Source organism: Streptomyces gamaensis (assembly GCF_042656465.1).
GTDB lineage: Bacteria > Actinomycetota > Actinomycetes > Streptomycetales > Streptomycetaceae > Streptomyces > Streptomyces gamaensis.
In genome coordinates this window covers 244,309-268,900 of sequence record NZ_JBHSPB010000010.1, presented here as the reverse complement: position 1 = coordinate 268,900, position 24,592 = coordinate 244,309, and the positions used below count along the sequence as shown (strand labels likewise).

The 24,592-nt window shown below is 74.0% G+C and carries 18 protein-coding genes; 5 read left to right on the top strand and 13 right to left on the bottom strand.

The genetic code is table 11. From position 1 onward, the window contains the following. Positions 1-544 precede the first annotated feature (544 nt). Both ACFP1Z_RS18760 and ahcY read right to left on the bottom strand, forming a co-directional pair. Positions 545-1,183: a hypothetical protein gene (locus ACFP1Z_RS18760; RefSeq protein WP_390317582.1), complete on the bottom strand. Its 639-nt coding sequence runs from the start codon at positions 1,181-1,183 to the stop codon at positions 545-547. A 157-nt stretch (positions 1,184-1,340) separates the two neighbouring features. Further along, positions 1,341-2,798 carry an adenosylhomocysteinase gene (gene ahcY / locus ACFP1Z_RS18755; protein WP_390317581.1) on the bottom strand — a complete coding sequence of 486 codons (1,458 nt, stop codon included), beginning with the start codon at positions 2,796-2,798 and terminating at the stop codon, positions 1,341-1,343. Between the two features lie 374 nt (positions 2,799-3,172). On the opposite strand from ahcY, the gene ACFP1Z_RS18750 reads away from it, so the two are divergent. After that, a complete protein-coding gene (locus ACFP1Z_RS18750; RefSeq protein WP_390317593.1) occupies positions 3,173-5,206 on the top strand; it encodes a fructose-specific PTS transporter subunit EIIC in 2,034 nt (677 codons plus the stop codon). A gap of 66 nt (positions 5,207-5,272) precedes the next feature. Here ACFP1Z_RS18750 and manA read toward each other — a convergent pair whose 3' ends face one another. The 5 genes from manA to ACFP1Z_RS18725 all read right to left on the bottom strand — a co-directional run bounded on the left by manA (position 5,273) and on the right by ACFP1Z_RS18725 (position 10,003). Next, positions 5,273-6,475 (bottom strand): mannose-6-phosphate isomerase, class I, encoded by a 1,203-nt coding sequence (manA, locus tag ACFP1Z_RS18745; RefSeq protein ID WP_390317580.1) that lies wholly within the window; start codon positions 6,473-6,475, stop codon positions 5,273-5,275. A gap of 122 nt (positions 6,476-6,597) precedes the next feature. Then, a complete protein-coding gene (locus ACFP1Z_RS18740) occupies positions 6,598-7,749 on the bottom strand; it encodes an SIS domain-containing protein (protein ID WP_390317579.1) in 1,152 nt (383 codons plus the stop codon). Positions 7,750-7,834: 85 nt separating this feature from the next. After that, positions 7,835-8,020, bottom strand: coding sequence for a Trm112 family protein (locus ACFP1Z_RS18735; protein WP_390317578.1), 186 nt, complete (start codon positions 8,018-8,020; stop codon positions 7,835-7,837). A 142-nt stretch (positions 8,021-8,162) separates the two neighbouring features. Next, the gene (locus ACFP1Z_RS18730) at positions 8,163-9,521 is read right to left on the bottom strand and encodes a phosphomannomutase/phosphoglucomutase (protein WP_390317577.1); all 1,359 of its coding nucleotides are present in this window, start codon (positions 9,519-9,521) and stop codon (positions 8,163-8,165) included. Between the two features lie 86 nt (positions 9,522-9,607). After that, positions 9,608-10,003, bottom strand: coding sequence for a DUF3499 domain-containing protein (locus ACFP1Z_RS18725; RefSeq protein ID WP_390317576.1), 396 nt, complete (start codon positions 10,001-10,003; stop codon positions 9,608-9,610). 410 nt (positions 10,004-10,413) lie between these two features. Here ACFP1Z_RS18725 and ACFP1Z_RS18720 point away from each other — a divergent pair, with 410 nt between their 5' ends. Further along, complete coding sequence (locus ACFP1Z_RS18720; protein WP_390317575.1) at positions 10,414-10,830, top strand: metallopeptidase family protein; 417 nt, start codon at positions 10,414-10,416, stop codon at positions 10,828-10,830. A gap of 91 nt (positions 10,831-10,921) precedes the next feature. On the opposite strand, the gene ACFP1Z_RS18715 is transcribed toward ACFP1Z_RS18720, so the two are convergent. The 3 genes from ACFP1Z_RS18715 to ACFP1Z_RS18705 all read right to left on the bottom strand — a co-directional run bounded on the left by ACFP1Z_RS18715 (position 10,922) and on the right by ACFP1Z_RS18705 (position 16,990). After that, a complete protein-coding gene (locus ACFP1Z_RS18715) occupies positions 10,922-12,457 on the bottom strand; it encodes a DUF5719 family protein (protein WP_390317574.1) in 1,536 nt (511 codons plus the stop codon). Continuing rightward, on the bottom strand, positions 12,454-16,224 hold the full coding sequence (locus ACFP1Z_RS18710) for a glycosyltransferase (RefSeq protein WP_390317573.1): 3,771 nt from the start codon (positions 16,222-16,224) through the stop codon (positions 12,454-12,456). The genes ACFP1Z_RS18715 and ACFP1Z_RS18710 overlap by 4 nt, the downstream gene beginning before the upstream one ends. Positions 16,225-16,726: 502 nt before the next feature. Then, positions 16,727-16,990: a WhiB family transcriptional regulator gene (locus ACFP1Z_RS18705; RefSeq protein ID WP_004952403.1), complete on the bottom strand. Its 264-nt coding sequence runs from the start codon at positions 16,988-16,990 to the stop codon at positions 16,727-16,729. Positions 16,991-17,672: 682 nt separating this feature from the next. Here ACFP1Z_RS18705 and ACFP1Z_RS18700 point away from each other — a divergent pair. From ACFP1Z_RS18700 to ACFP1Z_RS18690, 3 genes are read left to right on the top strand one after another with little or no spacing between them, the layout of a single operon-like run. Beyond that, complete coding sequence (locus tag ACFP1Z_RS18700) at positions 17,673-18,191, top strand: cysteine dioxygenase (protein WP_390317572.1); 519 nt, start codon at positions 17,673-17,675, stop codon at positions 18,189-18,191. A 12-nt stretch (positions 18,192-18,203) separates the two neighbouring features. Next, positions 18,204-19,169, top strand: coding sequence for a 2-phospho-L-lactate transferase (gene cofD / locus ACFP1Z_RS18695; RefSeq protein WP_390317571.1), 966 nt, complete (start codon positions 18,204-18,206; stop codon positions 19,167-19,169). Next, positions 19,166-20,491, top strand: a complete 1,326-nt coding sequence (locus ACFP1Z_RS18690; protein ID WP_390317570.1) for a coenzyme F420-0:L-glutamate ligase — start codon at positions 19,166-19,168, stop codon at positions 20,489-20,491. The genes cofD and ACFP1Z_RS18690 overlap by 4 nt, the downstream gene beginning before the upstream one ends. Before the next feature lie 54 nt (positions 20,492-20,545). Here the strand turns inward: ACFP1Z_RS18690 and ACFP1Z_RS18685 are convergent, their stop codons facing one another. The 3 genes from ACFP1Z_RS18685 to ACFP1Z_RS18675 all read right to left on the bottom strand — a co-directional run bounded on the left by ACFP1Z_RS18685 (position 20,546) and on the right by ACFP1Z_RS18675 (position 24,472). Further along, a complete protein-coding gene (locus ACFP1Z_RS18685) occupies positions 20,546-21,451 on the bottom strand; it encodes a DNA-3-methyladenine glycosylase family protein (RefSeq protein ID WP_390317569.1) in 906 nt (301 codons plus the stop codon). An 83-nt stretch (positions 21,452-21,534) separates the two neighbouring features. After that, complete coding sequence (gene manB, locus ACFP1Z_RS18680) at positions 21,535-22,617, bottom strand: mannose-1-phosphate guanylyltransferase (protein WP_390317568.1); 1,083 nt, start codon at positions 22,615-22,617, stop codon at positions 21,535-21,537. Positions 22,618-22,699: 82 nt separating this feature from the next. Beyond that, positions 22,700-24,472, bottom strand: coding sequence for an N-acetylmuramoyl-L-alanine amidase (locus ACFP1Z_RS18675; RefSeq protein ID WP_390317567.1), 1,773 nt, complete (start codon positions 24,470-24,472; stop codon positions 22,700-22,702). Positions 24,473-24,592 lie beyond the last annotated feature (120 nt).

Below are 24,592 nucleotides of genomic sequence, written 5' to 3'. Positions count from 1 at the left end.
GGGACGGCGGACGGGGTATCAAATAGTCTGGCGTTGACTTTTGGCACGCTGTTGAGTTCTCAAGGAACGGACGCTTCCTTCGTACTCACCCTCTCGGGCTTTCCTCCGGGCGCTTCCCTTCGGTGTTTCCAACCTTACCAGATCCGATTTCCGGCCCTGGCCCCCTGCTGGAGCGGGGTTTTTGCCTTTCAGCTCTCGCTTTCCGGCTTTCCCGACTTTATCAGACGCTTTTCGGCCGACGTGAATCGACCGAGCCTTCCGATAGGGAGTCGAGGATGCTCCACCCGAATTCACATTCGTGGATTCGCGGACGGAGCGGATGTAGATCTTAAACTGCCATCGGGAAGCTGTCCAGCTCCCGGCAACCGTTCGAATCTACCTCCCCACCCAACCCGTGTCAACGGGTTCGCGGGGCGAAGAGGACAGTACCAGGCTCCATGGGCGCGGCGCACATCCGGCCGTACATCGGCCGTACATCGAGCGCACAGCACGGCCGTCGCAGCCAGCTCCGCAGCAGCAGCCCCTCGCGCCCCTCCTGCCACTGTCACACGAAGGTCGACGGAGGGCTGTCCAGGTCCTCCAGCTCGATGCCCGGGGCCGAGAGCACGACGTCGCCGGCGATGTGGAGCGTGTGCCGCTCGCCCGTCTGCAGGTCGTCGACGCGGTACTCGTCCACGGTCAAGGGGCCGTTGTCAGTGGGGTGTGCTGTCCTGTCGACCAGGGCCCAGGACTGGTCGAGGGTGCGGGGGGCCAGTACGGGGGCCGTGAAGGCGACGAGGCGCACGCGCTTGGCGCCTTCGCCGGGGGCGAGGCGCAGCATTCGGGACAGGGCCACCGCGAAGGCCGGGGAGGTGCCGGTGAAGGCGTGGGCGGGGACGTTGCCCTCCGTCGCGTGCTCGCCGGTGGGGTCCGTACGCACCCAGGTGACGCCGTCGAGGGCGCCGCCGCGGACCTGCCAGTTCCCGGCGTGGAGCTGGAGGCGGAGGGGGCGGCCCAGGGCGTCGAGGGTGAGGTCGACGGATCCGGCGGGTTCGCCGCCGGCGCCGCCGCCGCCGTCGCCGGAGGGGGTGGTCAGCTGTGAGACGTAGCGCCAGCCGGACGGCCCGGTGGCGCAGTGGAAGTGCTCTTCACCGAGGGGGGTGTGGTCGTGCGGGTCGTGCAGCGAGTAGCGGCCGCGGGGCATGGCGGAGTCCTTGGGGGCTGAACGGGACAGGCCCCCGCCGGGACGGCGGGGGCCTGCCGCCGGCCTCGGAAGGCCGGCGTGCTGGTCATCGGGGGCGCGAGCACTGCCCGCGCCATTGATGCCCTTGTTGCCAGTACTGCCCGTACTGGCAGTGGTGTCAGTAGCGGTAGTGGTCCGGCTTGTACGGGCCGTCGACCTCGACTCCAATGTAGGCGGCCTGCTCCGGGCGGAGCTTGGTGAGCTTGACGCCGAGGGAGTCCAGGTGCAGCCGGGCGACCTTCTCGTCCAGGAGCTTGGGCAGCACGTAGACGTCGGTCGGGTAGGACTCGGGCTTCGTGAACAGCTCGATCTGGGCCAGGGTCTGGTCCGAGAAGGAGTTGGACATGACGAAGGACGGGTGACCGGTCGCGTTGCCCAGGTTCAGCAGACGGCCCTCGGAGAGCACGATCAGGGTCTTGCCGTCGGGGAAGGTCCAGGTGTGGACCTGCGGCTTGATCTCGTCCTTGACGATGCCGGGGATCCGGGCGAGGCCGGCCATGTCGATCTCGTTGTCGAAGTGGCCGATGTTGCCGATGATCGCCTGGTGCTTCATCTTGGCCATGTCCGAGGCCATGATGATGTCCTTGTTGCCCGTCGTCGTGATGAAGATGTCGGCGATCTCGACGACGTCGTCCAGGGTGGTCACCTGGTAGCCGTCCATCGCCGCCTGCAGGGCGTTGATCGGGTCGATCTCGGTGACGATGACCCGGGCACCCTGGCCGCGCAGCGACTCGGCGCAGCCCTTGCCCACATCGCCGTAGCCGCAGACGACCGCGACCTTGCCGCCGATGAGGACGTCGGTGGCACGGTTGATGCCGTCGACCAGCGAGTGGCGGCAGCCGTACTTGTTGTCGAACTTCGACTTCGTCACGGCGTCGTTCACGTTGATCGCCGGGAACAGCAGGGTGCCGTTCCGCTGCATCTCGTAGAGACGGTGGACACCGGTGGTGGTCTCCTCGGTGACACCGCGGATCTCGGACGCGAGCTGGGTCCACTTCTGCGGGTTCTCGGCGAGGGTGCGGTTGAGGAGCGTGAGGATCTGCGCGTACTCCTCGCTGTCCGCGGTGGCCGGGTCCGGGGCCGAGCCGGCCTTCTCGAACTCGACGCCCTTGTGGACGAGGAGGGTGGCGTCACCACCGTCGTCGAGGATCATGTTCGGGCCGCCGGTGGGGGCGTCCGACCAGGTCAGAGCCTGCTCGGTGCACCACCAGTACTCCTCCAGCGTCTCGCCCTTCCAGGCGAAGACGGGCACGCCCTGCGGGTTCTCCGGGGTGCCGTTCGGGCCGACGGCGATGGCCGCGGCGGCGTGGTCCTGGGTGGAGAAGATGTTGCAGGACGCCCAGCGCACGCGGGCGCCGAGCGCGACGAGGGTCTCGATGAGCACGGCGGTCTGCACGGTCATGTGCAGCGAGCCGGTGATACGGGCGCCGGCCAGCGGCTGCGCCTCGGCGTACTCCTTGCGGATCGCCATCAGACCGGGCATCTCGTGCTCGGCGAGGGTGATCTCCTTGCGGCCGAAGGCCGCCAGCGACAGGTCCGCGACCTTGAAGTCCTGGCCGGTGGAGGTGGTCGACATACGGGCTGCTCCTCTGAAGGGCGAGCGAGGGTGGGTACGGCCGTGCATGCGGCCATCGCGTCCGGGACACACCGAACGCACAAGGGGACGCAGACACACTGGTCCCTGGCCGCAGCGCAGTCCGTCAGGGGCCCTCTCTCCCTCGGCCGGCCCGTCGCGCGGGCCGCCCGACCGCCATCAGCAGCGACGTCTGGCTCCCGTCGAATCTACACCGACGCCTCCGCGAACCCCAGCCCCACCGGAGGCCGATCCGACGGAACAACAGATTCCGTTCGTCCCACGGAGACTGCGTCCCGCGTGCTCGACGCTTTGCACCGCAGGTCAGGTGATGCAGGATGCGAGCACCGCGAGCGCGCGGCACGCTCCCGCGCGCGATGATTTGTGAGGAGATCCACGTGATCAGTCCAGCCGGTCCCGCCGCGGGAGCGGGGTCAACGGGCCGCGGGCTCAAGCTGGTTGCCGTGACCGCCTGTCCCACCGGAATCGCCCACACCTATATGGCGGCGGAGAAGCTGGCACAGGCCGCGCAGGCGCTCGGGCACGAGCTCAAGGTCGAGACCCAGGGCTCGATCGGGGCCGAGAACGTGCTGTCCGACAACGATGTCAGAGCGGCGGACGGCGTCATCATCGCCGCCGACAAGGACGTCGACCGCAGCCGCTTCGTCGGCAAGCGGGTGCTGACCGTGGGCGTCGCGGAGGGCATTCACCATCCGGAGCAGCTGATCGAGCGGGTGCTGGAGGCCCCGGTGTACCGGGGCGAGGGCGCGGCGGGCGGCGCGGGAGCGGGGACCGGTGCCGCGCTCGGCGCCGCGGGCGGCAAGGAGCGCGGCCCCGTCTACAAGGCGCTGATGAACGGCGTCTCGTACATGATTCCGTTCGTGGTGGTCGGCGGGCTGCTGATCGCCGTCTCGATCGCGCTCGGGGGGCACACGACAGACCGGGGCATCGCCTTCGACAGCGCGTTCTGGCGGCATGTCAACGAGATCGGCACGATCGGCTTCACGCTGATGATCCCCGTGCTGTCCGGCTATATCGCCTACGCCATCGGGGACCGGCCCGCGCTCGTTCCCGGGATGGTCGGCGGCTGGATCGCGGGCCACGGGGAGTACTACGACTCGAAGTCGGGTGCCGGTTTCATCGGCGCGATCGTCACGGGCTTCCTCGCCGGCTGGCTGGTGCAGTGGATCAAGAAGGTCAGGGTCCCCCGGTTCGTCCAGCCGATCATGCCGATCATCGTGATCCCGATCGTGGCGTCCTCGGCGCTCGGACTGTTCTTCATCTATGTCATCGGGCGGCCGATCTCCTGGGTGTTCGAGCATTTGACGAGCGTCCTGAGCGGGATGACCGGGGCGAGCGCGGCACTCCTCGGCGTGCTGCTCGGCCTGATGATCGCGTTCGACATGGGTGGTCCGGTCAACAAGACGGCCTTCCTCTTCGGGGCCGGGCTGGTCTCCAAGAACCCCGAGATCATGGGGATGTGCGCGGCGGCGATCCCGGTGCCGCCGCTGGGCCAGGGGCTCGCGACGGTGCTGCGGCGCGGCTTGTTCGACCAGCAGGAGCGGGAGACGGGGCTGGCGGCGCTGTTCATGGGCTGCTTCGGCATCACCGAGGGGGCGATCCCGTTCGCCGCGGCCCGGCCCGCGCGGGTGATTCCGGCGAACATGCTCGGCGGTGCGGTGGCCGGTGCCATCGCGGGGCTGGCGGCGGTCACGGACCATGTGCCGCACGGCGGTCCGGTCGTGGCGGCGCTGGGCGCGGTGGGCGGCGTGCCGATGTTCCTGGTCGCCGTCGTGATGGGCGCGGTGGTGACCGCGCTGGCGACGGTCACGCTGATGTCGCTGCGGCCCGCCGGGGTCGCGGCCGTGGGCGCGGTCTCCCCGGCGGCGGCGCCGGCGGCGGTCGTCCCCGAGGCCGCCGCGCCCGCCGCCGCGGCTCCGAGGGAGGGCGGCCCCGAGGTGCTGTCCGGGTATCTCACCGAGCGGACCGTACGGCCGTCCCTCGCGGCCGGGACGAAGGAGGCGGCGATCCGGGAGATGGCCGCGCTCCTCGCCGCCGGCGGCGCGGTGCGGGACGTGGACGGTCTGGTCGCCGCGGCCCTGGCGCGGGAGAAGCTCGGCACCACGGGGCTGGGTGAGGAGATCGCCGTCCCGCACGCCAAGACGGACGCGGTCACGGCGCCCGTGGTGGGCTTCGCCCGGTCCGCCGAGGGCATCGAGTGGGGTGCGCTGGACGGGACGAAGGCCCGGCTGGTGTTCATGATCTCGGTGCCGGAGGCGGCCGCCGGGGACGAGCACTTGAGGATCCTGGCCCTGCTCTCGCGGAAGCTGATGGACCCGGGCTTCCGCGAGCGGCTGCTGACGGCACCGGACACGGCGGAGATCATGCGCGTGCTGGGCGAGATCGAATAGGGCCCGGCTGCCCCTGTGTTCACCTGTACGCGGGCCATGGCCCGCGTACAGGTGAACATGGCCGTCTCAGACCCCGACCGTCGCCCGGAAGACCGTGCCGTCCCCGGCGAGTTCGACGTGCTCGTCGGCCCGTACGAAGGCCGACTCGCCGCGCGCGAGCGGCAGTTCGGCGCCGTCGGCGGCGCGCAGGACGGCGCTTCCGGCGGTGCACAGGAGGATCTGCGGGGCTCCGGAGGGCAGCGCGGTGCCGCCGGCGGAGGGCGCGAGGACGTAGCGGGAGAGCCGGAACTCGTCGACGGGGGCGTCGTAGACCTCCTCGCCGCCGGGGTCGGCCTCGGGGCGCAGGACGGCGGGGGCGCTGCTCTCGAAGCGGACGACGCGCAGCAGTTCGGGGATGTCGACGTGCTTGGGGGTCAGTCCGCAGCGCAGCACGTTGTCGGAGTTGGCCATGATCTCGACGCCGAGCCCGCCGAGGTAGGCGTGCGGGACGCCCGCGCCGAGGTAGAGGGCCTCGCCGGGTTGGAGGCGCACATGGTTGAGGAGCAGGGCGGCGACGACGCCGGGGTCGCCCGGGTAGTGCTCGGCGAGGGAGGCGCAGGCGGCGTACGCGGCGCGGTACGGGCCGTCCTGTGCGGCGAGGCGTTCCGCGGCGGCCGCGGTCTCGCCCACGGTGTCGGCCATGGCGGCGCGGTCGGCGCCGAGGACGGCGGTGAGGACCTCGCGCAGGGCGTCGGACTCGGGGTGGGCGTGCAGCAGGTCGGCGTACGGCTTGAGGGAGTCGACGTCGAGGGCGGCGAGCAGTTCGGCGGTGTGCAGGGGGGCGCGGAAGCCGCACAGGCCCTCGAAGGGGGTGAGGGCGCAGAGGAGTTCGGGCTTGTGTCCGGCGTCCTTGTAGTTGCGGTGGGGGGCGTCGAGGGGGATGCCCTGTGCTTCCTCGGCGGCGTGGCCGGCGGCGGCCTGCGCGCGGTCGGGGTGGACCTGGAGGGAGAGCGGGGAGGCGGCGGCCAGGAGCTTGAGCAGGAACGGCAGTTGCGGGCCGAAGCGTCGTACGGTCGCGGCGCCGAGTTCGCCCTCGGGGTCGGCGGCGATGGCGTCGGTGAGCGGCGGCGCGGAGCCGTCGGCCCGTGCGACGCGGGAGGGGGCGCCGGGGTGGGCCCCCATCCACAGCTCGGCCTGGGGTTCGCCGGTGGGGGCGGTGCCCAGGAGTTCGGGGATCGCGGTGACGGAGCCCCAGGCGTAGGGGCGCACGGGGTTGACGAGGCGGTCCATGGGGCGGTTCCTGACTGTGCGGTGCGTGCGGCGGATTCCGGTCCGCTGCCGGACGGCCGCCGCCGTGCCGCCGTTTCCGGTACGGGGCACGGTCGCCGTCCGGCAGGGGCTCTCCGGTGTGTCTAGGGGGTCGAGGCGAGCGCCAGGTAGACGGCGGCGAAATCCGTGATGGCGAGAAGTTCCGCGGCGGTCTGCAGCGGGCTGTCGGTGTCGGTGGCCTCCAGCTCGCTGACGGGGGTGTCGCGGGAGAGCGCGAGCTCACGGGCGGCGGGGGCCGGCGAGGTGATGTCGGGTGCGCGGTCGCGGAGCAGGACGACGCGGGCGTGCAGGGCTTCGGGTTCCTCGACGCGGTCGCGGAAGAAGTCCTCGGGGTCGGCTCCGGCGGCCAGGTCCCCGGCGAGCAGGGTGCCGTGCGCGGTGAGGGCCTCGGGCAGTTCGGCGCACAGGGCGGGGCGGCCGGCCAGGGCGGCGAGGACGGTGGCGAAGTGGCGGCCGGCGGCGGCGGCGAGTTCGCCCTCGGTCCAGATGAGGGGGAGGGTGTCGGCGAGTTCCGCGGCGAGGGTCTTGGCCGGGTTGCTGTAGGTGGCGGTGGCGGGTCCGCAGCGCTCGGCGACCTGGTCGAGCCGGTCCGCGAGGGCGGTGAGCGCGGCGCGGTCGGCGGCGAGCAGGCCGATGCGGTCGGCGAGGGCGAGCAGCGGGGTGAGCAGGGACCACAGGGTGCCGGGCCCGGCGGGCAGGCCGGGGCCCGCGGGGGCGGGGCCGGCGGAGCGGGCCTCGCTGGGGGAGGTGGTCAGGGGGACCGCGAGGCCGCGGGCCTGGGTGGTGGCCTCCGCGAGGGGGGTTCCGGCCGGGGTGACGCAGACGACGGAGCAGCCGTGCCGGTAGGCCTGTTCGAGGAGGAGGGCGAGTCCGGGTTCGGTGCCGTCGGGGCTGACGACGAGCAGCAGGTCGAGGGGGCCGGTCCAGCCGGGCAGGGTCCAGCGCAGGGCGCCGGGGGCGGGGGCGCAGCCGGTGGGGCGGATCAGGGCGACGGGCGCGGTGCCGCCGGCGAGGGCGGTGAGCACGTCGACGGCGCAGCCGGCGGCGGGGCCGGGGCCGGCGACGAGGACGGCGCGGGGGCGGCCGTCGGGGCGCAGGCCGTCGATGCCCGCTTCGCCGGCGTTGCGGGTGGCGGTACGGACGCGGGCGCCGGATTCGGCGGCGCCGCGCAGCAGTCCGTGGATGTCGGCGCGGGACAGGGCGTCGGGGTCATCGAGGAGCGACTCGTCGAACACCGTGGGTCAGCCTTCCGTTCGCCGTGGCGGGGGACGCCGTGCGGTTGCCCGGCCGGTGGGCGGTGGCGCTCCGGCCGGGGCGGGGTCAGGCGGGGCGCCGGGCCTCGTCCACGAGCAGAACGGGGATGCCGTCACGGATGGGGTAGGCCAGTCCGCAGTCCGGGCTCTGGCAGACCAGCTCGGCGGCGTCCCCGTCGGCGTCGGTCTCGCGCAGGGGGGCGTGGCACGCCGGGCAGGCGAGGATCTCCAGGAGGCCGGCTTCGAGCGGCATGGGGGTTCCCTTCGAAAGGTGCGTTTCCGTCCGGTCAGCCTACCGCCGTGGTGTGCCGCACCGCCCTCGGCGGCGCGGCGCTCGGGCCTCGCGTCCGTGCGCCGGGGACGCGAGGCCGGCGGGTGTCCGCGACAGGGCGGTCTCAGGCGCGGACGATGGCGAGGACCTCGTCGCGGACGCGCTCGACGGTGGCGGCGTCGCGGGCCTCCACGTTGAGCCGCAGCAGCGGTTCGGTGTTGGAGGGGCGGAGGTTGAACCACCAGTCGGGGGTGGAGACGGTCAGTCCGTCGAGCTCGTCGAGCTCCGTGCCGGGGCGGCCCTCGTAGGCGGCGCGGACGGCGGCGGTGCGGCCGGCCTGGTCGGCGACGGTGCTGTTGATCTCGCCGGAGCCGCGGTAGCGGTCGTACTCGCGGACCAGCTCCGAGAGCGGGGCGGCCTGCTCGCCGAGGGCGGCGAGCACGTGCAGGGCGGCGAGCATGCCGGTGTCGGCGTTCCAGAAGTCGCGGAAGTAGTAGTGCGCGGAGTGCTCGCCGCCGAAGATGGCGCCGGTGCGGGCCATTTCCTGCTTGATGAAGGAGTGGCCGACGCGGGTGCGGACGGCCTTGCCGCCGTGCTCGGCGACGACCTCGGGGACGGACCAGGAGGTGATCAGGTTGTGGATCACCGTGCCGCCGGGGTGCTTGGCGAGCTCGCGGGCGGCGACCAGGGCGGTGATCGCGGAGGGCGGGACGGGGTCGCCGTTCTCGTCGACGACGAAGCAGCGGTCGGCGTCGCCGTCGAAGGCGAGGCCGATGTCGGCGCCGGTGGCGCGGACCTTGTCCTGGAGGTCGACGATGTTCTTCGGGTCGAGGGGGTTGGCCTCGTGGTGGGGGAAGGTGCCGTCGAGCTCGAAGTACATGGGCACCAGGTCCACCGGCAGCCCGTCGAGGACGGTGGGCACGGTGTGGCCGCCCATGCCGTTGCCCGCGTCGACGACGACCTTCAGGGGGCGGATGCGGCGCAGGTCGACCAGGGAGCGCAGGTGCGCCGCGTAGTCGGCGAGGACGTCGCTCTGTGTGATGGTGCCGGGCGCCTCGACGGGCTCGGGTGCTCCGGTGTCCATCCAGCGCTCGACGAGGGCGCGGATCTCGGCGAGGCCGGTGTCCTGGCCGATGGGCGCGGCGTTCGCCCGGCACATCTTGATGCCGTTGTACTGGGCGGGGTTGTGGCTGGCGGTGAACATGGCGCCCGCCAGGCCGAGGTGGCCGCTGGCGAAGTAGAGCTCGTCGGTGGAGCACAGGCCGATCTCGGTGACGTCCAGACCGCGGCCGGCGGCGCCGCGCGCGAAGGCGCGGGAGAGGCCGGGCGAGGACGGGCGCATGTCGTGGCCGACCACGACGGCGCCGGCGCCGGTCACCTCGGCGAAGGCGGCGCCGAACAGCGCGGCCAGTTCCTCGTCCCACTGGTCCGGCACCACGCCGCGCACGTCGTACGCCTTCACGAGCTGCGACAGATCAGCCACGGCCAACCCCTCCTGGAGTCCTGAATCGGGGGGACCAACCTACCTGGCGGCGCGGACAGCTCGGGCGGAGCGACGGCGCGGGGGCGTCAGGAGTCGGGCGAGCGCAGCACTCTGAGGTGGCCCCGGCGGGCGACCTCCATGGGGTCGGCCTCGCGGCCGCCGGGGGCGAGGGCGCCCGGGCCGCCGCCCTGGCCGGCGACGCGCTCCTGCGGGCGGGCCGCCTCGCGGACGGCGTTGGCGAGGGCTTCGAGGTCGTCGCCGCTGGGGCGGGCGGGGCCGCTGTCGACGGCGAGCCGGACGACGTCCCAGCCGCGGGGTGCGGTCAGCCGCTCGGAGTGCTCGGCGCACAGGTCGTAGCAGTGGGGCTCGGCGTAGGTGGCGAGCGGGCCGAGGACGGCGGTCGAATCCGCGTAGACGTACGTCAGCGTCGCGACGGCCGGGCGGCCGCAGGCGGTGCGCGAACAGCGACGTACAGGGCTCACGACGTTGGACGGTACCGCACTCTTGAGCGGGCCGCGACGACTCGCCCCCCGCTCACCCCGCCGTGTCGTCCCGTTTCGTCCCGTGCACCCCGTTTCCGTACCGGCGTTGTGACCTGCGCGGACCGCACACCGAGCGGTCTCGTCGGGGCGGAAATCTGTCATCAACCCACCCGGACCGTGTCATTCAGCACACGGCGACCGGTCCGGCACCCGGCCGAAAACGATCGCATACATGGCCGGAATGTTCAGCAAGCGACATGTCAGGGTTGTGCGAGGGCCGCGTACGCGAGGGCGCCCGACGGATACCCTCAGGAGTGATGGACAGCCCTGCATCCCCCCCGGCCACCTCCGGGGGAACCACCGACCGCCCCGAGCCGCGACCCCGCCGGCGCGACCGCCACGGACGCGGTATGCGCGGCCCCGTCGCGCCTCCCCAGGTGCCGCTGTCGATCAGCCGTGGCGAGGCGTTCACCGACCTCGTGCAGGACTCGGCGGAGCGGCTGGAACGGCGCTGGCCGCAGCTAGCGGCCGTCGACTTCGTCGTGCGCGAGGTGCCGGCCGCCCCCGGTGACGGCGGCGGCGCCCTGCGCGACCCGGAGGGCCTGGACGTCTTCGGCTTCGACAGCGACAGCGTGCCGCTGGGCCGGTACGTCGCCGCGCACGGGGACGCGCCGGACCGGATCGTCATCTTCCGGCGGCCGGTCGAGATCCGCGCCAGGACACGGGACGAGCGCGCCCTCCTCGTGCACGAGGTCGTCGTCGAGCAGGTCGCCGAACTCCTGGGCCTGGCACCGGAGTCGGTGGACCCGCGCTACGGCCAGGACTGAAAGTTCCAGGAGCTCAACGGTTCATGGGCTCAATGATTCAGGAACTCAACTGTTCAGGATCAACACGGTTCAGGATCAACCGTTCAGGAGCTCAACGGTTCAGCATCGACAAGTCCTGCCCCGCCGTCGGGACCGCCACCGTGGAACGGTCGTCGGGCAGCGGCTGGATGGTGAACATGGGGAGGCCGTCCTTGGGCAGCGCCAGCATCCGGGACGCGTGCACGGGCCCTCCGGAGACCTTCTCCACGGTCACCGCGTAACCGCCCTTCGCACCGTCGGGCTGCGGAGGCTCCACGGTCAGCGTGGTGCCCGGCCTGACCGTGTACGTCTTGACCGCCGGGCTGCCGCCGTCACTGCCGGCGGACGAGGTGACCTTCACCTCCGCCGCGTCCTTGCCGGGCGCCACCAGGGACAGGGTGCTGCTCTTCGGCCGGTTGTCGGCGACGGTGGCCCTGCCGTCGACAGGGGCCGTGGCGGGGATGAACGCCGTCTCCTGCTTGTCGTCCTTGCCTCGCGTGATGCGCAGCGCGGCGACGACCGGCGTGCTGCCGCCGTCCGCGCTCAGCAGCAGGGAGCCCGCTTCGCCCTTGATCATGTCCCCGAGGTCGACGGCGGCGGTCATGCCGCTCTTGACGTGCAGCGACTCGTGCCCGGCCGGGGTGATCGAACCGTTCGGCCCGGCGAAGCGCAGCTTGAGGTCGGCGTCGTCCGCGCCGGGCGCGAGCACGACGAGCCGCACGGACGTGGCGTCCGCCGGGATGCCCGGCAGGACGGCGTCGGCGGAGGGGTCGGCGGAGGCCGCCAGCCAGTCGCCGCCGAGCTTGTCGTCGGACGCCTGCACCGCGGCCCCCGCCCGGCCCGTACGGACCGCCACATGCAGGGCCGCGTTCTCCTCCTGACTGTCCGTCAGTGACGACAGCAGCACCGGCACGGTCGAGCGCGGCGGGACGGTGACCCCCTCCCCGGCGGACGCCTCGACGCGCCCGTCCTTGCCGTACAGCTCCAGGTCGACGACGGCCGGAGTGCTGTCCGGATTCGTCAAGTGGACATAGTCCTGACGCCCCTTGGCCGTGCTCACGCCCGGGAACCAGAAGGACGTGTCGGGTGCCGTGCAGCTCAGCCCGTGCAGTCCGCGACCGCTCCCCGCGCCGACGACGGTGGTCTGCTGCACGCTCCAGCCGGGGGCGAGGGAGCCGTCGGCGGTGCCGATGAGGGCGGGGGCGTCCGAGCGGTTCGTCGTGGCGGTGACGGGCTTTCCGGGCTCCTTGAGGGAGAGTACGGAGCCGCCCCCTCCCCCGCCCTTGTCGTCCTTCTTCGCGGAGCCGGCGGCGGCCAGCAGCTCCGCCGCGTTCTTCTCGTGCTTCTGGTCCTGCTTCTGGTTCTGCTTCTGCGGGCTCTTCGCGGTCTGCCCCGGCGGGGTGTAGGCCGTGTAGAGCGTCTCCCCCACGTCCGAGGAGGTGGGCGCCGGGCACAGCAGCAGCGAGCGCTGCACGGGCATCCGGCCGGGCTCCTTGGCCCCGGACCCCTTCGTCCCGGCGCCGTCCGAAGGCGCGGCGAGCGCGCCGGCCGTGGCGACCGCGGCAAGCGCTGTCGCCGCCGCGAACAGGGACAGGGTGGTGCGCTTCACTGCTGCTCGCTCCCGTCGCGGTGGGGTGCCGTGCCGTCGCCGTATCCCGTGCCGTAGGGCTGCTGCTGCACGCCGTACGGGTCGTAGGGGCCGCCCCCGTACGGGTCGGCCGGGTACGCGCCCTGCTGCTGTTCCCCGGCGCCCTGGTGGTGGCCGTGTTGCTGGTAGGGGGTGCCGAAGGAGCCGTCGTACGCGCCCTGTTGGTACTGCTGCTCACCGTAGGGCTGATAACTCTGTCCCTGCTGCCCCCAGTTGCCGCCGTCCGGTGCCGGCTGCGAGCCGTAGGACTGCTGCTGCGGGACCGCCGCGTACGGGTCGGCGGTGTGCACCTCGTAGGGGTCGGCGCCCCGGTGCTCGTACGGGTCGGCCGTCGCGCCCGCCGGGGCAGCCGCGGCGGGCGCGTCCGCGGCGGGCTGCTGTGCGGCCCCGGCTTCCGCCGCGGCACGCAGGCGGCGGGCCCGGCGGCCGCCCGTAGGGGCGGTCTGGTCCGGTACGGGCGCCGCCGCGGCCGCCGGGGCGGCCGGCTGCTCCGGCAGGTCGTCGTCGACCTCGCGCCGGCGGCCGGGCAGGGCGAGCACGAGCAGGACGGCGGCGAGGAATCCTTGCGTCCACACCCACGCGGTGTGCGTGAACGGCGCGTTGTAGGTGAGGGCCAGCCTGCCGCCGGACTCCGGGAGTTCGAAGCCCTGGGCCCAGCCGTCGAGGGTCGTGGCCTTCAGCGGCCGCCCGTCGAGGGTGGCCTGCCAGCCGGGGGCCGCCTTGTCGGCGACGCGCAGCACGCGGCCGGCGGTGCCCGCCGGGAGCTTGGTGTGCGCCTCGACGGGCCCGGCCGGGACGGGCACGGGTCCTTCGTGCTTCTTGTCCCCGACGATCGTCACGCGCGCGGCCCCGCCCTCGACGCGCCACAGCGCGCCGCCGTCCTGCTGGCTGAGCCGGGTGAGCCCGGGAGTGGCGTCCAGGACGCGTCCCATGCCCTTGGGCGCGCTGTCGCGCATGAGGACGTAGCCGACGGCGTACTGGCCGAGGACGCCCGCCTGGTCGGCGCCGGAGCCCGCGACGAGGCCCGCGACGGCCGCGTCGAGACAGGCGTCCGTGCCGTCGGCGGCGGCGAGTTCGGCGTCGCCGACCACCGCCCCGGCGCCACGGACGAGCGCGTAGCGCACGTGCCCGGTGTCGCCGTCGAGCACCAGGGTGCGCGGCCGGTCCCGGGTCTGGGCCTCCTCCGCGACGAACGCGGGCACCTGGGCGGCCGGGCGCCGCTGGAGCGGTCCGTCCGCCCCGCCGACGAGCCAGCAGCCGGCGGCGATCAGGGGGGCCGCGGCGGCCGCGACTGCGACGAGGACCGCGACGGGCTGGCGCCAGCCGAAGCTGAGCGCGGCGACACGGCCGCGCGCGCCCTCGGCGCCCACGACGGCGGCGGCGGTCAGGGCGAGCCCGTAGAGCAGCGCCGTGGGCCCGGCCCAGCTCGTCCCGTCGCCCGCGAACGCGGCGAGCACGGTGGTCAGGAGCGCGGCGAGCGCCACGGTCCAGGCCGTACGGACGGCGAACGGCCGGTCGGCGCGCAGCAGGGCCGCCAGCGCCGCCAGGACGATACCGGCGAACACCAGCCCGCCGAAGGTCTTCGGCCCGCCCGGGTCGCCCGTGAGCAGGTCGAGCGGGGCGGTCGAGCGGTGCCCGTAGGCGATGCCCGCCTCCGTCAGGAAGCGGCCCGGGTGTGCGAACAGCCCGAGGGACCAAGGGGCGAGCACGACGAGCGGGGTCAGGGCGCCGGCGAGGAAACGGGGCGCGTGGACGGCCAGTTGGCCGCTGCCCTCCCGTACGCAGCGCAGCGCGACCGTACCCAGCCCCAGGACGAGGGCGAGCGGCCACACGACGGGCGTGAAGGCGGTGGTGACGGTGAGCAGCAGGGCGTACGCCCAGGTGGCGCGCCACGGGGGGCGCACGCTGCGGTAGCGCAGCCCGGCGGACGCCACGGCCGTACGGGCCATGAGCGGCAGCAGCACCGCGAGGACGGCGGTGCCGAGCCGGCCCGTGGCCAGCGCGCCGGTGACGGCGGGCAGGAAGGCGTAGGCGACGGCCCCCCAGGCCCGCAGGAGGCGGGAGGAGACCAGCGGCCGGGAGGCGAAGTAGGCGGAGAGCCCGGCCAGCGGCACGGAGCACACCAGCAGCACGGTCAGCGTGAAGCCCGTGGAGCCGAGGAAGAGCGTGGACAGTGTCGCGAGGACCGCGAGGTAGGGCGGGGCGGATCCGGTGTCGCCCACGCCGACGGCGTGCCAGCCGTCGGTGTAGCGCGACCACAGTTCACCGAGGCCGTCCGGGACGGGCAGCAGGGCGCCGCCGGAGAGCGAGCCGCCGCCGAGCAGGCCGCGGCAGGCGACGACGGAGACGAGCAGCAGCAGCGCGAAGAGGACGGGGGCGGGCTTGCGCGCGACGCGCTTGAGCCGGGCGAACTGCTCGACCTCCAGGAAGTCCGCGTCGTCCCCGCCGGGACCGGACTCGACGGCGCCGTGGCGGCCGGAGGAGGAGGCCGCGTCGTCCCGGCGGCCGCCGAGTCCGGCGGCGAGCTGCTCGACGGTGGCGCGGACGGTCGCGCCGGGCGGCGGGAACAGCGGCCGCAGCTCCTCCGGGGCGACGGCGGGCGCGCCGCGCGCCGTACGGGCGGCACGGATCCGGCCGGGCCGCAGCAACGTGCCGGCGAAGCCGGTGAGTTCGTCCAGGGCCTGCCCGGGGGCCTTGCCCAGCAGACAGCCGAGGGTGCGCAGCAGCGTGCCGAGGACGAGCCGGAGGACGACGTAGGGCAGGAGCCTGCCGCGGGTGTTGGCGAGCAGGGTGTAGACGGCGCCGGCCTTGTCGACGCGGTGCGCGCCCGCGGCCGTGCGGCCGGCGCAGTCGACGGGCCGGCGTTCGCGGGCCGCCGCCTCGGCGTGCCGCAGCACGGCGTCGGGGGCGACGAGCACCCGGTGGCCGGCGGCGTGGGCGCGCCAGCACAGGTCGACGTCGTCGCGCATCAGGGGCAGCCGGGGGTCGAAGCCGCCGAGTTGCTCGAAGACGTCGCGCCGGACGAGCATGCCGGCGCTGGAGACGGACAGGACGGGCCGCACCTGGTCGTGCTGGCCCTGGTCCTGTTCGCGGCGTTCCAGACCGGTCCAGCGGCGGCCGCTGCGGGCGATGGAGACGCCGACCTCCAGCAGCTGCCGGCGGTCGTACCAGCTGCGCAGTTTGGGGCCGAGGACGGCGGCGTCGGGTTCGGCGTCGGCGACGCGCAGCAGCTCGTGCAGGGCGGTGGGTTCGGGCGCGCAGTCGTCGTGCAGCAGCCACAGCCAGTGGACGGGTTCGAGGTCGCCGCGGCGCCCGCCGGACTGCTCGTAGGAGTCCTCCTGCCAGCCGCGGCTGACGGGGTCCCAGCCGCTGGAGCGGCGCAGGTACGGCAGGTCGTCGCTGGTCGGCGGGGCGGCCGCGCGTACGGCCTCGGCGACGGCGGCGCCGAAGCCGGCGCGGCGGGCGAGGTGCAGGACGCGGTCGTCGCCGAGGGCGTCGGCGAGCAGGCGGGCGGATGCGTCGGTGCTGCCGGTGTCGGCGGCGACGGCCTGCTGGACGGGCCGTTCCTGGCCGAGCAGTCCGGCCAGCGCGTCGGGCAGCCAGCGGGCGCCGTCGTGGCTGACGAGCACGGCCGTGACCACGTGCCGTGGGAACGCCGGGGGGACGGCGGGGTCGAACGTGGCAGCGGCGGCCGGGTAGCGGCCCGCCGTGGTGCTGTGCACGGACATCGGGGTACGGGCCCTCCGGCCGGGGTCCCGGGGGTCGCCCCCCGGAGGCTGCTGTGCTGGACTGCGGCGCACGCGCGCCCGCCCTGTCCGGGCGTCGGCGCCACCGCTGACGGGCCCCCACCCTAGTGGCTGCGCACCGGGCGCACTGCCCGCGCGGACGAGCCGTCGGCCGGGCCGCGCCGTCCTGCCGGGTCCCGTGCTTGCCACGCGCCCGCATACGCCCGGGAGGGCTCAGCACGCTCAGTGATTACCGGAATGCTCAGGAGCGGAATTACCCGGCGGGAACTCCGGGGAGCAGCGCGTCGGCATACCGCGAACAAAGCAGTTCATAGGACCGGCCGCGATATATGCGGAAGACGGATGCGCGGGCCACGGCGCATTTCCGTGGTCCCGCGCCGGGCGGTACGGAATCAGGCCACGGAAGTCCGGGGCAGAGCGTCACGGAAAGCGGCCCGTGACCGGACCGGGATCGGCCTCCGGGGAGGGCGGTCTCCGGTACCCCTCAGACCGCGGCCTTCTTCAGACGGCGGCGCTCGCGCTCGGAGAGGCCGCCCCAGATGCCGAAGCGTTCGTCGTTGGCCAGGGCATATTCAAGGCACTCCGAGCGGACCTCGCAGGCGAGGCACACCTTCTTGGCCTCGCGCGTGGACCCGCCCTTTTCGGGGAAGAAGGACTCGGGGTCGGTCTGAGCGCACAGTGCGCGCTCCTGCCAGCCGAGCTCCTCGTCCGCCTCCTCGACCAGCAGTTGCTGAAACAGCTCGGTCATGTGCGCCCCTCGTCTGTCATTTGCGTCCCCGTGACGCTGCCTTACATTCACCTGCGGCAGAACGACACGGGTGAAATTACAAGTGTGCCGATCCGGGCCAGTCAAGCCGAGATCTGCTATTGGGCCCCTTATTCACTCTGCGGAACCAAAGCCGAGCGGAAGGTGCCCGGCACACCGCACGCCCGGACACTTTCCTCCGCTTGTCACTGCCGTCCCACTCGCCTCTACAGAGAGAGGACGCCACGTACGGCAATCCCGTTGCACCGTCCGGTCGAACGATGTTTACCGCCCTGGTCGGAGCGCCACCTCTCCATGGATACACATACGCAAACCTTCCGCCACCCACAGTTACCGGATGAGGTGAAAGATTGACCTCAAAACGGACACCCGGTTGACACAGCGCGTCCGGGCCGGTTCTCCTTGGGGGCATGCCAGCGATCGCCGCGTCCAGCCTGACCCGCGCCTACGGGTCCCGCTGCGCGCTGCAGGCGCGCTGTCGCTGTTCCAGCTGTTGACGCTGCCGAAGCCGCCGAAGCCCCCGTCGCCGAGGCGTCCGAGCTCCAGCTGATCCCTCCCCGCAGTGCCCGCCGCGGTCTCGCGCGTCCGTACGCGAACGCCCGCGCCGCGCACCGCTCCCCCACCGCCACCGCGCCGTCCGCCCGTACGCCGAGGAATGCCGCACATGAACAGCGACGTCGAGATCGCCGGCGACCCGCTCGCCATCCCCCACCTGATGCCGCCCGCCCCCGCCCACCCCAGCACCGTCGCCGGGTTCGCCGGGCTGGCCAGAGCCATCGCCGCCGACCGCGCCGGCTGGACACGGCTCGTCCGCTACGACGCCACCACCCGCTGGTACCACCGGCTGCGCACCGGCCCCGGCTACGAGGTCTGGCTGCTGAGCTGGGTGCCCGGACAGGGCAGCGGGCCGCACGACCACGGGCCGTCCTCCGGCGTACTGACCGTCCTGCAGGGCGAGTTGACCGAGATCGCGGAGACGTCCGGAGGCGTACGGCAGCGACTGGCCGAGGGCGCGCAGCGTGTCTTCGCCCCCGGCTACGCCCACGAGATCGTCAACGACTCCCTGGCGCCCGCCGTCAGCCTGCATGTCTACTCCCCCGGCCTGACGGAGATGCCGATGCACCGCCGCGCCTCCCGCCCCGCCGTACGGACGCCCGCCGTACGCAATGTCACAGCAGGCTGACAAACTGCGGTCATGCAGCGCATTGTGGTTCTGGCCGGCGGGATCGGGGGCGCCCGCTTCCTCCGTGGCCTCAAGTCAGCAGCTCCCGAAGCGGACATCACCGTCATCGGGAACACCGGAGACGACATCCACCTCTTCGGCCTGAAGGTCTGTCCCGATCTCGACACGGTGATGTACACCCTCGGCGGTGGCATCCACGAGGAGCAGGGCTGGGGCCGGGCGGACGAAACCTTCGCGGTGAAGGAGGAGTTGGCGGCGTACGGGGTGGGCCCCGAGTGGTTCGGGCTCGGCGACCGCGACTTCGCCACCCACATCGTCCGCACCCAGATGACCGCCGCGGGCTACCCGCTCAGCGCCGTCACCGAGGCGCTGTGCCGGCGCTGGCAGCCGGGCGTGCGGCTGCTGCCCATGAGCGACGACCGCGTCGAGACGCACGTCCTGGTCGACGACCCCGACGGCGAGGGCCGCAAGGCCGTGCACTTCCAGGAGTACTGGGTGCGGCTGCGGGCGTCCGTGCCCGCCCACGCGGTCGTTCCCGTGGGGGCCGAGGAGGCCAAGCCCGCGCCCGGGGTGCTGGAGGCGATCGCCGGGGCGGACGTGGTGCTCTTCCCGCCGTCCAACCCCGTCGTCAGCGTGGGCACGATCCTCGCGGTGCCCGGGGTGCGCGAGGCGGTCGAGGCCGCCGCCGCGCCCGTGGTGGGCCTGTCGCCCATCGTCGGGGACGCCCCCGTGCGCGGGATGGCGGACAAGGTGCTGGCCGCCGTGGGCGTGGAGGCCACGGCCGCCGCCGTCGCCGGGCACTACGGCGCGGGCCTGCTCGACGGCTGGCTCGTCGACACCGTGGACGCCGGCTGCGTGGACCGCGTCGAGGCCGCCGGCATCCGCTGCCGGGCCGTACCGCTGATGATGACGGACCTGCCGGCCACGGCGCGGATGGCCGCCGAGGCGCTGCGGCTCGCCGAGGAGGTGCGCGCATGACCCCCGACTCCCCGGCGTTCACGGTGTGGACGCTGCCCGGCGTGCCCGAGGTGCGCCCCGGCGACGACCTGGTCAAGCTCGTCGCCGCTGCCGCCACCGCGGACGGGCGGCCCGGGCTCGCGGACGGCGACATCCTTCTCGTCACCTCGAAGATCGTCAGCAAGGCGGAGGGGCGCGTCGCCGCCGCTCCCGACCGCGAGGCCGCGATCGACGCCGAGACCGTGCGGGTCGTCGCCCGCCGCGGGACCCTGCGCATCGTCGAGAACCGGCTCGGCCTGGTGATGGCCGCCGCCGGCGTGGACGCCTCCAACACCCCTGCGGGAACGGTGCTGTTGCTGCCCGAGGACCCCGACGCCACCGCCCGCGCGCTGCGCGCCGGGCTGCGCGAGACCCTGGGCGTGGACGTCGGCGTCGTCGTCACCGACACCTTCGGCCGCCCCTGGCGCAACGGGCTCACCGACGCCGCGATCGGCGCGGCCGGAGTGCGCGTCCTGGACGACCTGCGCGGCGGCACGGACGCCCACGGCAACGCCCTGGGCGCGACCGTGGTGGCCGTCGCCGACGAACTGGCCGCCGCCGGGGACCTCGTCAAGGGCAAGGCCGGGGGGCTGCCGGTCGCGGTGGTCCGGGGCCTGGGGCACCTGGTGGGCGGCGCGGACGGCGGGGCGGGGGCGCGGGCGCTCGTCCGCGAGCCCGGGAACGACATGTTCCGGCTGGGCACCTCGGAGGCCGTGCGCGAGGCCGTGCGACTGCGGCGCACCGTACGCGAGTTCACGACCGAGCCCGTCGACGGTGCCGCCGTCCGGCGCGCGGTGGCCGCCGCCGTCACCGCGCCCGCCCCGCACCACACGACCCCGTGGCGCTTCGTGCTGCTGGAGTCCGCCGGGGCGCGGCTGCGGCTGCTGGACGCGATGCGCGAGGCGTGGATCGCCGACCTGCGGCGCGACGGCCGCAGCGAGGAGAGCATCGCCAAGCGCGTGCGCCGGGGGGACGTCCTGCGCAACGCCCCCTATCTGGTGGTGCCGTGCCTGGTCATGGACGGCTCGCACGACTACCCGGACGCGCGGCGGGCGGCCGCCGAGCGGGAGATGTTCGTGGTGGCGGCCGGCGCGGGCGTGCAGAACTTCCTGGTGGCACTGGCCGGGGAGCGGCTGGGCTCGGCGTGGGTGTCCTCGACGATGTTCTGCCGCGACGTCGTGCGCGAGGTGCTCGGCCTGCCGGAGCACTGGGACCCGATGGGCGCCGTGGCCGTGGGGCACGCGGCCGCCGCGCCCAGGGAGCGGCCGGAGCGGGACGCGGGGGCGTTCATCGAGGTGCGTTAGCCCGGGTGCGGTAGCCCGTGTGCGGGGGCGGGCGGCTCCGGCGGGCCGACAGGCTCACAGATGCCGGATGTCGCCCACCGCGTGGCGCGGCGCCCTGCGGGGCGGGGCACTGCCCCGCAGGAGGATCAGACGGCAGGCGCGATGGCGCTGCCCCGCGTAGGGGGCCAGCAGTTCCAGCATGGCCGCGTCGTCCGCGTGCCGGTCGCCGGTGAGGGACCAGCCGACGATCCGGGGCAGGTGCAGATCGCCGAGGGTGACCGCGTCGGGGTCGCCGTTGCTGCGCTGCAGCGTCTCGGCGGCGGTCCACGGGCCGATGCCGGGGACGGCTTGCAGACGGGCCATGGCGGCCGCGTGGTCCATGGCCGCCGCCTCCTCCAGGCGGGGTGCGACGCGGGCCGCGCGGACGATCGCGGCCGAGCGCTTGCCGTCCACGCCCGCCCGGTGCCACTCCCAGGAGGGGATCAGGGCCCAGGCGCGGGCGTCCGGCATGACGCGCATACCGGCCGGGGCCGGGCCGGGGGCGGGGTCGCCGTGGCGGGTCAGCAGCAGCCGCCAGGCGCGGTACGCCTCGTCGCTGGTGACCTTCTGCTCCAGGATCGCGGGCACGAGGGATTCCAGGACCAGTCCGGTGCGGGTCAGGCGCAGGCCGGGGTGCCGACGGTGCGCCTCGTGCAGCAGGCGGTGGCGGGGGGTGAAGGCCGTGGGGTCGTCGCCGCCGCCGAGCAGCGCGGGGAGCGTCTCCAGCAGCCAGTCGCCGCCGGGGCCCCACGCCTCGGCCTCGATCCGGCCGTCGCGGGCGGTCAGACGCAGGGTGCCGGGGCCGGCCGGGGTGCGGCCGGCCCGCCACAGGGAGCCGTCCGGGGCGACGCGGTAGGCGGGGTCGCCGGGGCCTCGCGCGAGGACGCCGAGGGTCCGTCCGAGGTCGTACGGGCCGGGTGGGGCCCAGGTGCGCGTTCCCACCCGGTCAGGGTACGTCCGGTCGGCGGCTTCGCCGGATTCGTCCCGCTCTGCGGGAATCTGCCGGCCTCCCGTGCTGCGGGGATCTACTGGTCCGACGAGAACCTGATGGTCGAGTCGGGGATGTGCGCCCCGCACCACACGCGTGCGCCGGCGCGCAGTTCGTTGTCCGCGCCCACGTGTGCCCGGTCGCCGACGACCGCGCCGTCGAGGAGCGTACGGGCGCCGACGCGCGCGCCGGCGCCGATGAGCGAGTCCCTCACGGACGCGCCCGCCTCGACGACGGCGCCGTCGAGGACCGTACTGCCGTGCACCCGGGCGCCCGGCTCGACGCGCGCGCCCGCGCCGATCACCGTGCCGCCGGTGAGCTTGGCGTCGGGGGCCACGCGGGCGGTGTCCAGGACGAGCCGGTCGCCGCAGCGGCCGGGGACGGCCGGGGAGGGGGCGCGGCCGAGCACCAGGTCCGCCGAGCCGCGTACGAAGGCCTGCGGGGTGCCGAGGTCGAGCCAGTAGGTGGAGTCGACCATGCCCTGCAGATGGGCGCCGTCGGCGAGCAGGCCGGGGAAGGTCTCGCGCTCGACGGAGACGGGGCGGCCCGCGGGGATGGTGTCGATGACGGAGCGGTTGAAGACGTACGCCCCCGCGTTGATCTGGTCGGTGACGATCTCCTCGGGCGTCTGCGGCTTCTCCAGGAAGGCGGTGACGCGGCCGCTGTCGTCGGTGGGGACCAGCCCGTACGCCCGGGGGTCGGCCACGCGCGTCAGGTGCAGGGAGACATCGGCGCCCGAGGTGCGGTGGGTGGTGATGAGGGCCTCGATGTCCAGGCCCGTGAGGATGTCGCCGTTGAAGATCAGGACGGGGTCGCCGGGGGCCGAGCGCAGCCGGTCCGCGACATTGCGGATGGCGCCGCCGGTGCCGAGCGGCTCCTCCTCGGTGACGTACTCCAGGTGCAGGCCGAGCGCGGAGCCGTCGCCGAAGTACGGCTCGAAGACCTCGGCGAGGTAGGAGGTGGCGAGCACGATGTGCTCGATACCGGCGGCGCGGGCGCGCGCCAGCTGGTGGGTGAGGAACGGGACGCCGGCCGCGGGGACCATGGGCTTGGGCGTGTGCACCGTGAGCGGACGCAGCCGGGTCCCCTTGCCCCCGACCAGGAGGATCGCTTCTGTCACCTGTCGTCTCTGCTTCCTGCTGGGGCCGGGCCGTGATCGGCGGCCTAGTGTATGCAGACCCGCGGCACGGCCCCGCCCCAGGTCAGCGGCCCTGGAGGCGGGACGCCTCGGTGCGGGCGGTGCCGAGGCGGCCGTAGAGGCGGTCGCCGGGGCAGTCGGTGGCATAGCCGTCCCGGTGCCCGGAGATGACCTTGAGCTTGACGCGCGTGCCCTTCTTGAAGAGATTGCCCCCGCCGGACACCAGGGTGGCGGTGCCGCGCGGGTTGCCGCCGAAGAGGCCGACCTTCCACGCCGAGAGACGGGCCACGGCGTCGACGGCGTCGTCGGACGGGGCGCTGTTGTTGAACGTCCCGATCACGGCGATGCCCATGCTGTTGGTGTTGAAACCGAGCGTGTGGGCACCCATCACGGGCTTGGCCACACCGCCCGCGCGCCCCTCGTAGACGGTGCCGCACTTGTCCACCAGGAAGTTGTAGCCGATGTCCCGCCAGCCGCTGCTGACGACGTGGTAGCGGTACATACTGCGGATGACGGAGGGGGTCTGGGAGCAGCTGTAGGTGTTGCCGGTCGCGGTGTGGTGCACGAAGGCGACCTTGACGGACTTGGTGTAGCGGAAGCCGCTCTCGCGCAGGGACTCGTCGGCGCCCCAGCCCGCCCTGGTGACGATGCGCGGGCGCGGGCCGACGTAGCGCTCGATGTCGCCGTAGCCCGGGCGTCCGTCCTGATCGTCGTCGGCGGCGGCGTAGGGGTCGCCGGTGCCGTCGGGTTCGGTCTCGTCGGTGAGGGGGGCGCCGCCGGTGTCGGTGTGCTCGATGTCGCCCACGGAGGCGCGTTTGTCGAGGGCGGGGATCTCGGTGGCGCCCAGTGGCGCGAGAGGCGCGTTGACGGCGGACGCGGCGAACTCCTCCTCGCTGGGGTCGGGGGGCGCTGCGGCGCTGCGGGTCCTGGGCCGCTGGGCCTGCGGGGGCCGGTCCTTGGGCGGCTGTGCCACCGGGTGCCGGCCCGTCGGCGGCTGCACTGCGGGCCGCTGGATCGCAGGCCGCTGCACCGCCGGGGACTGCGGCCGGGCCGGCTGGGGCTTGGCCTGCTGGGGTCTGGCCTGCTGAGGACGGACCGGCTGGCCCTTGGGCTGCTGCGGCCGGGCCTGTTGCGGGCGGGGCGGGCGGGCGGGCCCGCGCGGCGGCGTCTTGGCCGCGCCCGCCGGTCTGGTGGCGGAGGGCTTCGGGTCGGCGCCCGGGTCGACGAGTTCGAGCCGCAGGCCGCCGGGCAGGGCCCGCTCCTCCGGGGTGCGCCCGGTGGCGGTCTCGGGGCTGACCCGCAGTTGCACGGCGTCGGAGGCGCCGACCCACAGCGGGGCGCTGGCACCGCGCAGCCGGCGGCCGCGGCCCTCGGCGGAGTCGGGGTCGGGGCGGTCGTCGTCGTGGGTCTGGATGTCCTGCCAGCCGGACCAGACGCGGCTGCCGACGGCGCGGGTGCGCACCCAGGCGCGGCCGCGCAGCTCCTTGGTGGCGTCGTCCCAGACGATGCCGACGAGGGAGAAGGGTTTGACGGCGCGTTCCGGCAGGCCGACCTCGGCGCCGGCCGGTGCTCCGGCGGCGCGGCGGGCTGCGCCCAGCGTGACCAGCGGCAGCGACTGCGTCGCGCCCGGGACGCCTTCGGGGAGCGCGGCGGGCGCGTCCGGCGGGGCGCCGGTCGCCGGGGGTCTCGCCGTACGGGCCGCTGCGGGCGCCGCGCTCGCGGGGGCGGCGAGCGGCAGGGAGGCGGCGGTCAGGGCGGCGGCGCAGGCGGTGGCGGTCACGGCGGCGCGGGGACCCGGTGCGGCAAGGACGTCAAGGACGGCAAGAAAACGACGCATGGAAAAAGGCTGGGCACAACGCCACAAATCTGTCCATTCGTAAGATGACGATCCGTCGCGGAACGGCGGGCCCGCGCCCCTTGCCGCGCGGGACGCCCCGCACCCGTACGGGGGCCCGCG